This window comes from Nannocystis exedens, assembly GCF_002343915.1.
GTDB lineage: Bacteria > Myxococcota_A > Polyangia > Nannocystales > Nannocystaceae > Nannocystis > Nannocystis exedens.
This window is the reverse complement of record NZ_NETK01000001.1, coordinates 6,689,188-6,703,531: the sequence shown is the minus strand read 5'-3', so window position 1 is coordinate 6,703,531 and position 14,344 is coordinate 6,689,188. Positions and strand designations below refer to the sequence as shown.

The 14,344-nt window shown below is 73.4% G+C and carries 11 protein-coding genes; 1 reads left to right on the top strand and 10 read right to left on the bottom strand.

Annotation, left to right across the window (positions count from 1 at the left end):
- Nucleotides 1-5: 5 nt before the first annotated feature.
- The 4 genes from NAEX_RS26405 to NAEX_RS26390 all read right to left on the bottom strand — a co-directional run bounded on the left by NAEX_RS26405 (nucleotide 6) and on the right by NAEX_RS26390 (nucleotide 5,055).
- Nucleotides 6-1,589, bottom strand: a complete 1,584-nt coding sequence (locus tag NAEX_RS26405) for a response regulator (protein WP_096330251.1) — start codon at nucleotides 1,587-1,589, stop codon at nucleotides 6-8.
- Nucleotides 1,590-1,873: 284 nt separating this feature from the next.
- Complete coding sequence (locus tag NAEX_RS26400; RefSeq protein ID WP_245913805.1) at nucleotides 1,874-2,716, bottom strand: bile acid:sodium symporter family protein; 843 nt, start codon at nucleotides 2,714-2,716, stop codon at nucleotides 1,874-1,876.
- A 138-nt stretch (nucleotides 2,717-2,854) separates the two neighbouring features.
- Nucleotides 2,855-3,574, bottom strand: coding sequence for a metallopeptidase family protein (locus tag NAEX_RS26395; RefSeq protein WP_096330249.1), 720 nt, complete (start codon nucleotides 3,572-3,574; stop codon nucleotides 2,855-2,857).
- A complete protein-coding gene (locus NAEX_RS26390) occupies nucleotides 3,571-5,055 on the bottom strand; it encodes an NlpC/P60 family protein (RefSeq protein ID WP_096330248.1) in 1,485 nt (494 codons plus the stop codon). The genes NAEX_RS26395 and NAEX_RS26390 overlap by 4 nt, the downstream gene beginning before the upstream one ends.
- A 480-nt stretch (nucleotides 5,056-5,535) precedes the next feature.
- Here NAEX_RS26390 and NAEX_RS26385 point away from each other — a divergent pair, with 480 nt between their 5' ends.
- The gene (locus tag NAEX_RS26385) at nucleotides 5,536-6,696 is read left to right on the top strand and encodes a CapA family protein (RefSeq protein ID WP_170136021.1); all 1,161 of its coding nucleotides are present in this window, start codon (nucleotides 5,536-5,538) and stop codon (nucleotides 6,694-6,696) included.
- A gap of 220 nt (nucleotides 6,697-6,916) precedes the next feature.
- Here the strand turns inward: NAEX_RS26385 and NAEX_RS26380 are convergent, their stop codons facing one another.
- The 6 genes from NAEX_RS26380 to NAEX_RS26360 form a co-directional block, all read right to left on the bottom strand.
- Entirely contained in the window at nucleotides 6,917-7,720 is an 804-nt protein-coding gene (locus tag NAEX_RS26380; protein ID WP_096330246.1) for a PPK2 family polyphosphate kinase, read from the bottom strand.
- Nucleotides 7,721-7,974: 254 nt separating this feature from the next.
- Complete coding sequence (locus NAEX_RS48315) at nucleotides 7,975-9,600, bottom strand: hypothetical protein (protein ID WP_143825627.1); 1,626 nt, start codon at nucleotides 9,598-9,600, stop codon at nucleotides 7,975-7,977.
- Nucleotides 9,601-9,644: 44 nt separating this feature from the next.
- Nucleotides 9,645-11,069 (bottom strand): adenylosuccinate synthetase, encoded by a 1,425-nt coding sequence (locus NAEX_RS26375; protein ID WP_096330245.1) that lies wholly within the window; start codon nucleotides 11,067-11,069, stop codon nucleotides 9,645-9,647.
- A gap of 143 nt (nucleotides 11,070-11,212) precedes the next feature.
- Complete coding sequence (locus NAEX_RS26370) at nucleotides 11,213-11,965, bottom strand: ferritin-like domain-containing protein (protein ID WP_096330244.1); 753 nt, start codon at nucleotides 11,963-11,965, stop codon at nucleotides 11,213-11,215.
- The gene (locus tag NAEX_RS26365; RefSeq protein ID WP_096330243.1) at nucleotides 11,962-13,167 is read right to left on the bottom strand and encodes a hypothetical protein; all 1,206 of its coding nucleotides are present in this window, start codon (nucleotides 13,165-13,167) and stop codon (nucleotides 11,962-11,964) included. The genes NAEX_RS26370 and NAEX_RS26365 overlap by 4 nt, the downstream gene beginning before the upstream one ends.
- 129 nt (nucleotides 13,168-13,296) lie before the next feature.
- Nucleotides 13,297-13,986, bottom strand: a complete 690-nt coding sequence (locus NAEX_RS26360) for an SDR family NAD(P)-dependent oxidoreductase (RefSeq protein WP_096330242.1) — start codon at nucleotides 13,984-13,986, stop codon at nucleotides 13,297-13,299.
- Nucleotides 13,987-14,344: the final 358 nt, after the last annotated feature.

The following is a 14,344-nucleotide window of genomic DNA, read 5'->3' as shown; positions in this document are numbered from 1 at the left end:
GGACTCTACGTGGCGAGCAGTCGGAACAGATCGTCGAGGTCGATCGGCTTGACGAGGTGGGCCATGAAGCCGGCCTCGAGCGAGCGCCGGCGGTCCTCGGGCTGACCGTAGCCGGTCATGGCGACGAGGCGCGTGCGCAGGTCGGGCTCGGACTGGAGGATCTGCGCGACGCGATAGCCGTCGAGGCCGGGCAGGCTGATGTCGATCAGCGCGAGCTCGGGGTGGGCGGAGCGGATCCGCTCGAGGCCCTCGTGCCCGCTCTCGGCGACCTCGACCCGGTGCCCGAGCAGCTCGAGCTGGTCGGCGAGCGTGGCCCGGATGTCGGGGTTGTCGTCGACGATGAGGATGTGCCGCGAGAGGTCGGGCGCGGCGACCTCCCGCGGCGCGGCGACGGGGGCCGGGGCGCCGGCGTTGACCGGCAGGCGGACCACGAACTCGGCCCCCTGCCCTTCGCCGCGGCTGTGTGCGGCCACGCTGCCGCCGTGGAGCTCGGCGAGGCGCTTGACCATCGCCAGGCCGACGGCGAAGCCGCCCTCGGCGCGGTCGCGGGCGCGGTCGTTGTGGACGAAGAGCTCGAAGATCCGCGGCAGCACTTCGGGGCGGATCCCGCGGCCCGGATCGCGGACGCGGAACTCGAGCTCGTCGCCGTCGCGGGCGACCGAGAGGGTGATCGTGCCGCCGGGGTCGGTGCAGCGGGCGGCGTTGTTGAGCAGGTTGACCAGCATCTGGGCGACGCGGTCGGGGTCGGCGACCAGCTCGAGCCGGCCCTCGGGCAGCTGCACCTCGAGGCGGTGCTGGCGGGCGCTGAACAGCGGTTGGCTCATCTGCGCGGCCTGCTGGACGACGGCCGCGACGTCGATGGTCTGGTGGTGCAGCTCGATGGTGCCGGCGGTGTAGCGCGAGGCGTCGAGCAGGCCGTCGACGAGGCGGACGAGGTGCTGCACCTGGCGCTCCATGGCCTGGCGGGCGCGCTCGAGCTGGAGGGTGCCGGGCTGGGCGCGCCGCAGGGTCTCGAGCGCGGTGGCGATCGGCGTCAGCGGGTTGCGCAACTCGTGCGCCATGACGGCCATGAATTCGTCCTTGCGCCGGTCGGCCTCGGCGAGCACCTGCGCGCGCGCCTCGAGCTCGGCGACGGCCAGGCGGCGCTCGTGAGCCTGTCGCTCGGCGACCCGCAGCTGCTCGGCCTGACGGCGGACCTCCTCGGTCTTGCGGTAGAGGTCGGCGAACACCGCCACCTTGGAGCGCAAGATCTCGGGCACGATCGGCTTGAACAGGAAGTCGACGGCCCCGAGAGCGTAACCGCGGTGAACCTGGGTATCGCTGCGGTTGAACGCCGTGAGGAAGATGATCGGGATCCGCCGCGAACGCTCGCGGCCGCGGATCATGGCGGCCGTCTCGAAGCCGTCCATGTCCGGCATCTGGATGTCGAGGATGATGAGCGCGAAGTCCTGCTCCAGCAGGCACTTGAGGGCGTCGACGCCGGAGCGCGCCTTGACGAAGCGGGCGCCGATGTCCGACAGCAAAGCCTCGAGCGCCAGGAGGTTGTTCGGATTGTCGTCGACCAGCAGGATGTCTACGGGCGCTTCCACCAGGTGTGCTCCCCTCCTGAGAGGAGCCTATCGGTGTTCGTTCCAAGTTGTCGGCCAGACCGGCGCGGGGTCCTCACGCACAGGCCTCGGAGGGCGCGCGCGACGGGCCGCGGTGCGGGGTGGGCGCATTCGGCGCATTGGCAATGAATCAATGTTCACTGCCGCAGCGACGATGTTCCGTGGGCTCGCGGCGCAAGCCGTCGAGGCGGCGGTACGGCCGCCGGACGGTGTGTCGGGGTCGGAAGCCCGCGCTGCAACGGATCGTCCTGACCCCCACGCTGGGCTCAGGCGGATCGGCTGGTGCCGCGGTTGACGAGGTAACCGAACGCGGCCGCGGTGAAGAACATGATCAGGCTGTAGACGGCGGGCGGCACGGCCATGGTGGTGTTATTGAGCAAGGACGGCGCGCTGGCGATGGCGATCGCCAGGGTGCCGTTGTGGATCCCGATCTCCATGCCGATCGCGATCGCCTGGCGCTTGGGCAGGCGCACCACCACCGGCACGAGGTAGCCGACGGCCATGCTGACGAGGTTGAAGGCCAGCGCGGCCAGGCCGACCTGCTGGAAGTACTCGACGACGTGGGCCCGCTCCTTGGCGACGGTGGCGGCGATGACGAGCAGGAGGAACACGGCCGAGAGGATCTTGACCGGCTTCTCGAGGCGGTCGGCGAGGCCCTGCTTCCTGGCGCGCACGAACATGCCGATGCCGACCGGCACGAGCACGATGGCGAACACCTGCACGACCTTGTCGAACTGCAGCGGGATGACCTTGCCCTCGCCCATGAAGTGCATGAGCGAGTAGTTGACGATGAACGGCAGGGTCAGCAGCGAGAGCACGCTGTTGACGGCGGTGAGCGTGATGTTGAGGGCCACGTCGCCCTTGGCGAGGTGGCTGAACAGGTTGGCCGTGGCCCCGCCCGGCGAGGCCGACAACAACATCAGGCCGACGGCGAGCGCCGGCGGCAGGTCGAAGCCGGTGGCGATGGCGAAGCAGACGACCGGCAAGAGGAGCATCTGACACAAGAGCCCGATGAACACCGGCTTCGGCATCACGATGACGCGCTTGAAGTCCTCGAGCGTGAGGCTGAGGCCGAGGCCCAACATGATGACGCCGAGCGCGATGGGCATCAGGACGGCAGTAAGAACACTCGACTCCACGCGGGACCTCCGACGTTCGCACGATACCCCGCCGCTCACGCACGCCCAAGCGCCGCGCACGCGGGCCTGGAGGCGACAGGCGCGAGTTCGCGCGGCTGCAGGGGTGGGTCAGTCGAGACCCAGGCGCTGCATGTCGTCCTCGTCGAGGCCGAAATAGTGGCCGATTTCGTGGAGGATCGTGACTTCGACCTGCTCGCGCAGCTCGTCCTCGTCGGCGAACATCGCCAGCAGGTTGGCGTAAAAAAGGACGATTCGGCTCGGGGCGGCCGCGGCCTCGATGCCCCGCTGGTTGAAGTGGTCGGGGCCCTCGAACAGGCCCAGCGCGCGCGGGTCGAAGCCGTCCTGCACGAGGTACTTGGCCGGCCGGGCCTCGAGCACCACCGGGACGTTGCCCAGGCGCTGCTTGAATTCTTCGGGCAGGTTCTCGAGGACAGCCTCGGCGACCCCGGCGATGAAGCGCTGGTCCTCCTTGGTGCCGATGCCGGCGCCGATGTCGTCGTGGGCGTCGAGCCGCAGGACCTCGAGGTAGTGGCGGATCATCGCCGGCCGCTCGTCCATGGCCTCGTGGACCTGGGCCAGCGCGTGGTGGGCGTCGGCGAACCGGGGGTCGCGCTCGAGCGCGCGGCGGAAGTGCGGCTCGGCGGCCTCGGGGCCCTCGAGCGTCCACACGAGGTCGCCGCGGAAGTAGTGGATCTCGGGGTGGTCGTGCCAGTCGGGGCTGGCCTCGTCGAGCAGCTCCAGCGCCTCGGCAGGGTCGTCGGCGGCGACGTCGGCGACGTCGTCGAGGAAGGCGTGGAGGGCGGGATCTTCGGGCGGCCGGGACTTCACGGGCGGGGCTCCGGGGCTGGCGGGACGAGGACGGTGATCTTGGAGATCCGCTGGATGAAGGCGCCGCGCGAGGTGCCACGCCCGAGCTCGAGGTCGCTGACGTGGACGCCGTCGACCTTGAGCAGGGTCTCGCGCTCGCCGGCGGGGGCGCCGTCCTGCCGGCCGGGGCACGGGACAAGGTACTCGGCGAACGAGTGGATCGCCATCGGCGCGCCGGCGTCGTCGCGCCCGAGGTAGAGCATGATGTGCCCCGGGAAGTGCAGCAGGACCACGCCCCGGCGGTGGGCGGCGTCGATCCGCCGCAGCCGCTCGGCCTCCGGCAGGTCGGGCGCGAGGTCCTCGACGGCGCCGGCCAGCGCCTGGTCGCTGGTGTGCCGCGGGAGCACCAGGCCGAGGCCGCCGAACATGTCCATGAGGAAGCGCGAGCAGTCGCGCCCGCCGGCGTAGTCGCCCCAGCCGTAGGGCCGGTGCAGGAAGGAGAAGGCCTCGGTGAGCACGGCCCGGCGCGTCAGCGGGCGCTCGGGGGCCGAGACGAGCTCGGGGTCGACGCGGCGCGTGACGACCCCGCCGGGGCCGGCCAGCAGCACCTCGCCGCGGCGCGCGGCGGTCGGCAGCAGGCTGGCGAACGGGACATGTATTTCGGGACCTTGCCCACCGGACATGTCCTCGGAGACATTGAAGTCGCGGGCGGCGCGGACGAACGGGCCGTCGCTGAAGCGACGCACGTGCTCGGCGGCGATCGGCGGCGACAGGGCGGCGCTGCCGAGGTCGATCCAGCCCATGACGTAGGGGGTGCGGGCGAGCGCGAGGCCGCCGTCCCAGGGGCGGAGGATCTGCACCGGCTCCTGCGCGCGGGCCATGCTGCACAGGTTGCGGTCGAAGGCGAGGTCGCGGGTCGGGGTGTAGTAGGGCTCGCGCCGGGGGGCGCAGCGGATCGGGATCAGGTCGAGGGCGACGCGCACCTCGACCGGCAGCTCGGCGAAGGCGCCGGCGTCGAGGACGGGCGTGAGCGCGGCGATCTGCGCCGGCGTCATGGCGGCGCCGTCGGGGTTGACGTAGGCCGCCGACTCGAACTTGCCGCGCAGGTAGCCGAGGCGCGTGTTGAGGTCGTCGGCGAGGCGCGCGGGGTCGACGGGCGCCAGCAGGTCGGCGCGGGCGCTGGCGCCGAAGACGTCGCGGCGGGCGATCCGGGCGTTGTGGGCGGCGAGCTCTTTGGGGGAGAAGAGCGGGCGATCGAGGTCGGCGACGGCGGCGGTGCGCGTGAGCCAGTAGTCGAGCTGCTCGTGCTCGGGGCGGGTCCGCGGCAGGGGGTCGACGGCGACGCCGGTGGCCGGGCAGTCGGCCGCGGGCTCGGCAGGCCCGGCCGTGCGCGCCGCGCCCGGCGGAGGCGGAGCCTGCGAGGCGAGCTCCGGCGGCGGGGTGCCGCAGGCGAGCCCGAGGAGGCCGCCGAGGAGGACACCGCAGGGAGAGGCGGACTTCACGGGTCGCGGCAGTGTACGCGAAGCGGCCGGACGAGGAGAAATTCGCGGCCCGAGCGAGCACATGCGCGCGCGCAGCGGCGCCGGCGCCCGACGCGGGAGGGGGATGGGACCGGAGCGCGCGTCTTGCAGCCGCGCGGCCGTTCGGCTCGCAGGCGACCCTGGCGGCAGCGAGCACGACGGGCGCGAAAAGCTGGTATGAGGTCGCTCGTGCACGCTGCGCTGCGAGTGGCGCTGGGTCTGACGCTGGCCATGGGCTGCGCGGGGCGACCCCCCGAGGAGCGCGGGCGGGCCGAAGCCAGGGCGGAGGAAGGCCTCGCGCGCGGGTCGCTGGGACAAGAACGATCGGACATGTCCGATTCGCCAGCCGCTCCCCGGGCCCCGGCCGCAGCGGAGGAGACGGTCGAGTCGCCGGCCGGGACGTCGCCGCGAGCCGCGGGCGAGCCGGTCGGAGGGGCTGCGGGCCCGCATGGCGAAGAGAACATGTCCCGTGCGACAGGCTCTGCGGCGGCCGGCGCTCCCCTGCCCTCGCCGCGGCCGATGCCGGCCGGCTACCTGGCGTTCTCGCGGGCGTGCGAGCCGGGCGAGCGGATCGTGGTGGCGGCGGTCGGCGACCTGCTGCTGCACCACGAGCTGCAGATCCAGGCGACCGTGGCGAAGCAGCGGTTCCGCGTGCTGTGGGAGAACGTCGAGGACCTGCTCGCCGCGGCCGACCTCACCTACGCCAACCTCGAGGTGCCGCTGGCGGCCGGGGTGCTGCGCTCGGGCGAGGAGGTCGCGGACCCGGGGCTGGTGTTCGACCGCAAGGTCTACACCGCGTACCCGCGCTTCAACGTCCATCCGTCGCTGGCGCTCGACCTGGTGGCGAGCGGCGTCGACGTGGTGTCGACCGCCAACAACCACGCGCTCGACCGCGGGCCGCTCGGGGTCGACAAGACGCTGGCGGCGCTCGCAACGGCCAAGCTGCGGCACACGGGCACGCGCGCGCGCGGAAAAGACGGGCCGTGGCACGCGGTGACCCAGGCGGGCTCGTTCACGGTGGCCTGGCTGGCCTGCACGCTGCACACGAACATGATCGCCGACGAGCACGGCCAGGTGCTGCGCTGCTTCGACTCGCCGACGGCGGTGGCCGACGCGGTGCGGGCGCTGGCGCGGACGCCGGGGATCGACGCGGTGATCGTGACGCCGCACTGGGGCAAGGAGTACGCGCCCACGGCGACCAAGCAGCAGACGGAGTTCGCCCGCCGCTGGGCCGAGGCGGGCGCGACGGCGATCGTCGGCAACCATCCGCACGTGCTGCAGCCGTGGGAGTCGCTGACGACCGGCGACGGCCGCGAGGTGCTGGTCGCCTACTCGCTCGGCAACTTCGTCAGCCACCAGCCGGAGCTGCCCAAGCGGTCGACGGCGATCCTGTACTTCGGCCTCGGCCGCGCGGCGAAGGGGCCCGCGTTCGTCACCGGCGCGGGCTACGTGCCGGTCCACGTGCGCCAGACCGGCGAGGAATTCTTCGCCGAGGCGATCGACCGCGTCGGCGGGCCGGCCGACAGCCGCGCGCACATCGTCGCCAACTTCGGCGCGGCCAACCTGCTGGCCGCCGACAAGCCGATCGAGGTGACGCCGCAGTGCACGCCGCCGCGCGAGTGAACGGGGCCTCGACGAGGCCCGGCCGCCGCGCTGAGACGAGGCGTAGCGGAGGTTTACCGCGTGCTCGGTCGGACATGCCCTCTCGAGCATGCCCGATCGGTCATGTTCTGCGCAGCGGGTAGGGCCCGCCACGGTCTGCGGCGGGTCGGAACGCCGGCCGCCGCTCTGCGCGATCCGACCGCGCCTGGAAAATCCGACGCCCTGCCCGCTGGTGCCTGCGTCAGACGATCGTGGTGCCCGCGAGGCCGGGCGGGCTCTTGGGGTACTCGAGGTCCATGCGCTCGAGCGCGCGGACGACGATGCGGGCGACCAGGTAGTTGCGGAACCACTTGCGGTCGGCGGGGATGACGTACCAGGGCGCGTCGTCGCTCGAGGTGCGGAGGAAGATCTGCTGGTACACGGCGGTGAATTCGTCCCAGGCGGCGCGCGCCCTGAGGTCGTGCGGGTCGAACTTCCAGTGCTTCTCGGGGGTGTCGAGCCGCTCCTGCAGCCGCTCGCGCTGCTCGTCCTTGCTGATGTGGAGGAAGAACTTGAGCACGCAGGTCCCCGAGTCGTGCAGCAGCTCCTCGAAGCGGCGGATGTGGTCGTAGCGCGGCTCGACGACCTGCTTCGGCAGCAGTTTTTCCACCGTCGGGACCAGGATGTCCTCGTAGTGCGAGCGGTTGAAGATGGCGACGTGACCGGCCGGAGGGACGTGGTGGTGGATCCGCCACAAGAAGTCGTGCGCCCGCTCGAGCTCGTTGGGCGCCTTGAACGCCATGACGTGGGTGCCGAGCGGGTTGAAGCCGCCCGCGACGTGCTTGATCGTGCCGTCCTTGCCGCTGGCGTCCCGGCCCTGCAAGATCAGCAGCAGCGACCGCTTGCGCTCGGCGTACAGCCGCTCCTGCAGGTCCTGCATGCGCGCCAGCAGGCCGGGCAGCTCGGCCTCGGCCTCGGAACGCTCGAGCCCGCCGTTGTCGTCGGGCTCGTACCCGCTGAGCTTGGCCCCACCCGCCCCGCGCACCCGGTAGTCGTCGAGATCCATGGAGCTGTTTTTGCGCGATCGGCGGCGAATGTCCACCCCGCCCCCGCGCAGGCGGAGCCGAGCGCTGGAACGGGCATGTCCTTTGGGACAGGGGCGATCGGACGATAATGTCTCTTCGGGCATGTCTTCATAGACATGACCGAAAAGTTAGCCGACCCTCGGCGCGCGGGGCCGGGAGCGATGGATCCGGCACGACGCCGGGATCGGCGACGGCCGCCGCGTGAGGACGCGGGCGGCCGAGGACGAGGTGCGGGCTAGCGACGGCCCGCGCGCGGGGTCGGCCGCGGGACGGCCGAGGGACGCGGCGACGAGGGGCGCGGGGACGAGGGACGCGCTTCGGGGCGCGGGGTCGGCCGCGGAGTCGGCCGCGACTCCGGCGGGCGCGGGGTCGGCCGCGGGCGCGACTCGGGCATCGGCGTGGGCCGCCACTCGGGCTGCGGCCGCGGGCGCGACTCGGGCACCGGCCGCGGCTGCGGGCGGGGTTCGGGCCGCGGGCGCGACTCGGGCTGCGGGCGCTCGGGTCGCGGGCCGGAGCCGGGCTCGTAAGGCCGCGGGCTCGGCCGCGTGCTCGGGCCGGGGTCCGGCCGGGGGCCCGGATCGGGCCGCGTGCTCGGGCCAGGGTCGGGCCGCGGCTCGGGCCGCGGGATCGGCACCGGCCGGTCCGGGTAGTCGGGCCGCGTGCCCGGGTTGGGCCGCGGGATCGGCACCGGCCGGTCCGGGTAGTCGGGCCGCGTGCCCGGGTTGGGCCGCGGGATCGGCACCGGACGGTCCGGGTACGTGGGATCGGGCCGCGTGCCCGGGTTGGGCCGCGGGATCGGCACCGGACGGTCCGGACGCGTCGGGTCGGGCCGGGTGCCCGGGTCGGGCCGCGGGATCGGCACCGGCCGGTCCGGACGCGTCGGGTCGGGCCGGGTGCCCGGGTCGGGCCGCGGGACGGTCGGGTCGGGCCGATCGGGGTCGGGCCGTGGGATCGGCACCGGCCGCTCGCCGGGCTGCGTCGGATCGGGGCGCGGGACCGTCGGATCGGGCCTGTCCGGACGGTCAGGCAGCGGCTGGCCGCCGGGGCCGGGCACCGGGCGCGTGCCCGGCGGCGGCACCGGGATCGGCTGGCCGCCGGGGCCGGGCACCGGGCGCGTGCTCGGCGGCGGGACCGGGACCGGCTGGCCGCCGGGGCCGGGCACGGGTCGGGTGCCCGGAGGGACAGGTTCGGGCAAGGGCTGGCCGCCGGGGCCCGGCATCGGCCGCGTGCCCGGGTCCGGATACGGATGGTCGGGATACGGGCGGCTCGGCGGCGGCACCGGCACGGGTCGGCCGCCGGGTCGCGGGTACGGGCGCACGCCGGGGCGCCCCGCGGGCACCGGCAGGACCGGGCGATAGCTGCTGTCGGCGTAGCTGTGGAAGCCGTCCGGGCGCGGGCCGCCCCAGTACCAGCCGGCCCCGTAGCAGCCGTCGCCCCAGCTGTACTGGCGGGCCGGATAGGCCCCGTTCCACACGTAGATCAGCGCGGTGGGCGGGGTCCAGTAGTAGACCCACGTGTGCATCTCCGGGCTGAAGAAGACGAGGTGGCCCTCGATGTTGTAGTAGGGCCGCCCGGCCCACGTGACTCGCGGGTACGAGTCGATGGGCATCGTCGACAGGTGGGTGTACTCGACCAGCTCGAGCTGCTGGTTGTCGTACATCTCGTAACCGACGACCACGCTGGACCGGGTGCCGCACACCGACTCGCAAGTGCCAGTGCCGTAGCCGTAGCCGCCGACCGTCGTCACCCGGGTGTCCCGGGCCTGGGGATAGACGCTGTAGTAAGTGCAGCCGGAGCCGCCGAGGAGCGCCGCGACGGCTATCGCGGCCAGCGAGAGGAACCGAAACCGAGAACCACTCATAAGAGGACCGACTCTCGAAGATGAAAAACTGTTCATGATCGTCTTCACTTCCCGGTCGCATCTCGGTCTGCGATGGAGGACCAGCCTCGCTGGTCGCTCGCGCGCGGTCCCCAGGCCGTGGCGGCGATCGGGACGCCCGCTTCGACGGCGACGAAGTCGAGGAATTCGCGGCTTTCTCGGCTGTCGGGGCCGCTCCAGCCGGGCAGCCGGCGCCACCGCGGACGCGCCTCCACCAGCGCGCGGGTGGCCTCGGCGCGGGCTTCGAGGCTGCCCTCGACCGGGGCGAATTCGCGCACGACGGCGCCGTTTCTGAAGATCCAGGCGTCGCAGACCGAGATCTCCCGGCGGCCGGCGAGGCGGTCGAGGTGGGTGACGACGAGGCCGTCGACGCGACCGGCGATGGCGAGGCCGAGCCGCGCGGCGACGAGGTCGAACCAGCCGACGCGCATCGGCCCCTGCCAGGGACCGGGGAGGTTGTGCGGCTCGGGCAGGTCGAGCGACGGCTCTTCGGCGACGAAGGGGCCGGGGCCGTGGCGCGTGCCGTGGGCCCGCAGCACCCCGAGCCGGCGCAGCGGCGGCGCCGACGAGACCTCGGCGCACAGCGCCTCGGCCTGGGCGAAGGAGACCGGCGACGGGGTGACGAAGGGGAAGAAGCCGCGGTCGGCGTCCAGCAGCGCGCCGTGGGCCCCCTCGAAGATCACGGCCGCGGGATCGCTCTGCAGGGCTCCGCGCAGCTGCTCGCCCTCGTCCACCTGCAGGCGCGCGGCGATCGCGAGGTAGGCGTCGGCGACGACCTCGGCGAGGCCGGGGCGCGCGAGCTCGGCGACGAGCGGGGCGATCGCGGGCGCGGGCGCGGCCTCGGCGAGCTGCTCGGCGCGGTCGAGCTTGAGCAGCTGGATCTGCCGCAACGCGCGGACCAGGACGCCGCGGTCGCCGGCGAGCGCGCCGACGCGAAGGCACGGCGCGTGCGGGTTGTGAGCGTCGCGCCAGGCCGGCCCGACGCCGAGGCCGCAGCTGCCGTGGCGACCTGTCCCTCGGGACAGTTCTTCGATGCGGCCGAGCAGGCGGTGGAACGGGGTGACGACGGCGCAGCGGCGGTCGACGACGAGGCCGGACCAGGGGTCGACGAGACCGGCGTCCCGCAGGGCGTCGGCCTCGCGGGCGAGCGCCAGCGGCTCGACCAGCATGAAGCGACTCAGGACGCTGCGGGCCCCCGCGAGCGCGCCGGCGCCGAACTGGGCGAAGCAGTGGACGCGCCCCTCGGGGGTGACGACGTGGTGGGCCGCCTGCGGGCCGCCGTTGAAGCGGACCACCCGCGGCCGCCCGCGCGTCCGCAGGCGCGCGAGGGCGTCGACGACGGCGCCCTTGCCCTCGTCGCCGAAGCCGAGGCCGAGGACGGCGACAGGTCCTTCGGGACAGGTTCGAAGTGCCAGGTCGCCGACCACGGACGCGTCGCGGCAGGCTGGCACGAGGCGGCCGCGACGGTCAAGCCGCCCGCCGCGGCGCGCGGATCCGGCGGGCGCGGCCGGAGCCGGGCTTCGATCGTGAAGCGCTCTTCAGCGAGACCGCGAACGATCGCGCAGCCGAGGTGAGCGCGTCGACCAGCGATCGCTCAGGCGCTGTACTTGAGCGTGCCGCCGACCACCAGCGCCGCATGTCTCTTGAGCCAGGTCGTCACCGTGTCGCGGTGGCGCAGCTCCTGGGCCAGCGGCTCGCGCAGCTTGTGGGCCAGCGCGGCCTCGCCGAAGTCGTCGGCGAGGTCGACGAGCTGCTCCCACGACGTGCTGTCGACCAGCTCGGCGACCAGGTGAGCGTGGAGCGCCTGCGGCAAGGTCGTGCGCGGGTCGGACACGACCTGGACGATGCCGGCCAGCTCGACGCCGGCGAGGTCGGCCGAGGGCGTGATCGCCGTGGGGTCGGCGCCGAGGTTGATGAGGACGTCCTGCAAGAGCGCGAAGTGATGGGCCTCGTCGGCGCGGAACTGCGCCAGCTCGGCGAGCGTCGGTCCGCGGTCCCAGCTGCCCTGAGCCTCGAGCTTGGCCATCAGCGCGTCGAACAGGCGCACGCCGGTGCGCTCGAACGCCAGCCGTTCGCCGAGCTTGTCGAGCAGGAGGTGGACCTTGTGCCGCCGCAGCACCGCGCCGCCGACGTTCTCGACCACGCGCAGGCTGGCCGGCGCCGGCATGTGGCCGATCAGGCCGACCTCGCCGGCGTACTGTCGCCGCACCTCCGCGAGCGCGCGCGCACAGCCGGGCGAGCTCGGGGCGTCGCGCGCCCCCTCGACGACCGCGGGTCCGTCGGTCGGCGAGAGGTAGATGCCGGTGCGGTTGAGGGCCAGGTCGGTGGGTCGTCGAGCGCGGTTCATGATCCGGTCGCTTTCAGCGGGGGGAGGACGGAGGCGTCGCGGATCCGCGGGTCCGCGAGCTCGGTGCCGGGCGACCAGCGATAGCCGGCCGCCACGGTCTCGGACGGGGAGCCGTCGCGCTCGAGCTGGGCGCGGTAGCTCTGGGTGGCCCGCGACTCGGCGTCGCGCGGCACGAACTCGGTGCCCGCGGCCCCGAGATCGGCCTCGGCGGCCAGCACCTCGCGGATGAACGCGCGCTCGCCCGCGAACTGGAGCGGCTCGCTGAAGCAGAGCGGCACGACCTCGGAGGCGTCGCGCATCTCGGTCTTCTCGAACAGCTCGCGGACGATCCGCAGGTGCTCGAGCTCGTAGGCGAGGAAGCGGTCCCACACCGCCCGCACCCGCGGGTTCGACTCGGACGACAGGCAGCCCCAGTACAGGTAGACCTCGGCGGCCTCCTGGAGCAGCCACCGCTCGAGCCAGGTCTCGGCCGGGTCGAGCAGCGACTCGCACTGCGTGACGTGCTGCTCCTTGACCGAGGCGAGCTCGGCGTAGAGCTGGCGGGCGACCGGGTCGGCGAAGGTCGGGCCGACGTCGAGGTAATGGTCGCGGGCCTGGTAGGCGATCGCGCCGGCGATCCGCGCGTGCAGCTTGGTCGCGGGCGCGGTCGCGTAGCGGTCGTACCAGCGGCGCAGGTCGTCCTCCGGCGCGCGGTGCTGGGCCGCGGTCGGCCGGCCCGGGCGGATGTCGGTGTACGACTGGAGGATCGCGTTGGCGTCGCGGCCCTCGAGGCGGTCCATCAGCGCGGCCAGGCGGTAGAGGTGATCGAAGTCCTCGAGCAGGCCGAGGCGCAGCGCCTGGGCCACGTACGGGTCGGGCTCGCAGCGGGCGATCTGCGCCCCGACCTCGACCGCGGCCTGGGCGACGGCGATCGAGCACTCGAGCGGCGACTGATCGGCGGGCTGCAACCAGCGCAGCAGCGTGGCCTGGTGGTGCTCGACGCGTCGGATGTCGGCGAGGAGGAGCCGGTGCTCGGCGCCGAAGCGGACGGCCGCGTGCTGGAACCGCACGGCCGCCTGTTCGACCGCGTGGCCGACGATCAGCCGCACGCGCGTGAAGGCCTCGTCGTCGAGCTTGCTGATCGGCTCGCGCACCAGGTCCTTCCACGTGAACACCTGACGCGCGAGCGGGGTGCCATGCTCTCGCAGCAGATCGAGGGTCATGGCGAGAGGTGTGACCGGGTCAGCCGCGCAGGCAAGCTCAGGCGCGGCGCCGACGGCGAGAGACGGCGCGAGCGCCGGAGCCCCGGACGGCAGCAGCGGCGGCGGACGTCGGCGAGGCTGACGCCGCGGTCATCGCGCGCGACGGTCGAGGAGCTCGCCGCTGAGGCCCCTGGCCGCGTCGCTGGCGAGGAACACCAGGTCGCCGGCGCCGAGCTCGAGGTCCTCGCCGGGGACGACCGCGTTGACGCGGATCTTGACGCGCGCGAGGTTGTTGGCGAGCGAGCGCGTGCAGGTGCCGATCGCCGCCCGGATCGCCTCCTCGTCGCGCACCGGATCGGCGGGCGGCCGCGGCGACGAGGTGTTGACGATGCTCGCACCTGGCCGATCGCGCAGGTACGGCAAGAGCCGCCGCGTCAGGAAGAACAGCGAGAAGAAGCTCGGCGGGGCCTGGCGCGCGACCAGGTTGTTGACCAGCACGTCGACGCCGCCGAACCGCTCGATCACCCCGGCCACCAGCGCCTCGCAGAAGCCGGGGTCGTCGACGTCGCCGCACACGGCCAGGCACGCGCGACCCTCGCGCTCGACGGCGCGCACCAGCGTCTGGGCGTCGCCGTGCGCGGACAGGTGGGTGAAGGCCACGTCGGCGCCCTCGCGGGCGAACCGGATCGCGGCCGCGCGGCCGATCCCGGTCTCGCCGCCGGTGATCAGCGCGACCTTGCCGGCCAGCGTCAGGGTCCGCCGGGGCGCCGGCGACGAGGACTCGCGCGACGGGGCCCGGCGCGGTGGGTCGGCGGCGGAAATTTCGGCGGGATCGTCCATATCCCGGGTCTTTGGGCGGGGTCCGCCGGCCCCGCAAGAAAAAGCGCGGGGACCTGTGATCCGTTGCGTACCCTCGTGACACTACCTCGGTGCGACGACCGAGCCGGGCGCGGTCGTGCGCCGCTCCGGTGGTATTCCGGGCGACTATCCCGGCCCTCGTCGAGCAGCCGCCTTATCGTATCGTCGCGGCCCCGATCGGCGCTATTACTATGGGACATGTCCGATAGGACATGCAGGCCGGATAGACAACCAGCGGCGTATGAGCCCGCGGTCGCTGAGGGACGGACTTAACTCACGGACCTCAGCGCCCGCCACGGAACCCGCCCCACGGCGGCCGTTTATGGCCTGCTATCGTGCG

Coding starts and splice junctions, on each gene's coding strand:
- NAEX_RS26385 (WP_170136021.1), top strand. CDS start 5,536: ATGTCCCGTGCGACAGGCTCTGCGGCGGCCGGCGCTCCCCTGCCCTCG.
- NAEX_RS26370 (WP_096330244.1), bottom strand. CDS start 11,965: ATGAACCGCGCTCGACGACCCACCGACCTGGCCCTCAACCGCACCGGC.
- NAEX_RS26360 (WP_096330242.1), bottom strand. CDS start 13,986: ATGGACGATCCCGCCGAAATTTCCGCCGCCGACCCACCGCGCCGGGCC.
- NAEX_RS48315 (WP_143825627.1), bottom strand. CDS start 9,600: ATGAGTGGTTCTCGGTTTCGGTTCCTCTCGCTGGCCGCGATAGCCGTC.
- NAEX_RS26365 (WP_096330243.1), bottom strand. CDS start 13,167: ATGACCCTCGATCTGCTGCGAGAGCATGGCACCCCGCTCGCGCGTCAG.
- NAEX_RS26380 (WP_096330246.1), bottom strand. CDS start 7,720: ATGGATCTCGACGACTACCGGGTGCGCGGGGCGGGTGGGGCCAAGCTC.
- NAEX_RS26400 (WP_245913805.1), bottom strand. CDS start 2,716: ATGCCCATCGCGCTCGGCGTCATCATGTTGGGCCTCGGCCTCAGCCTC.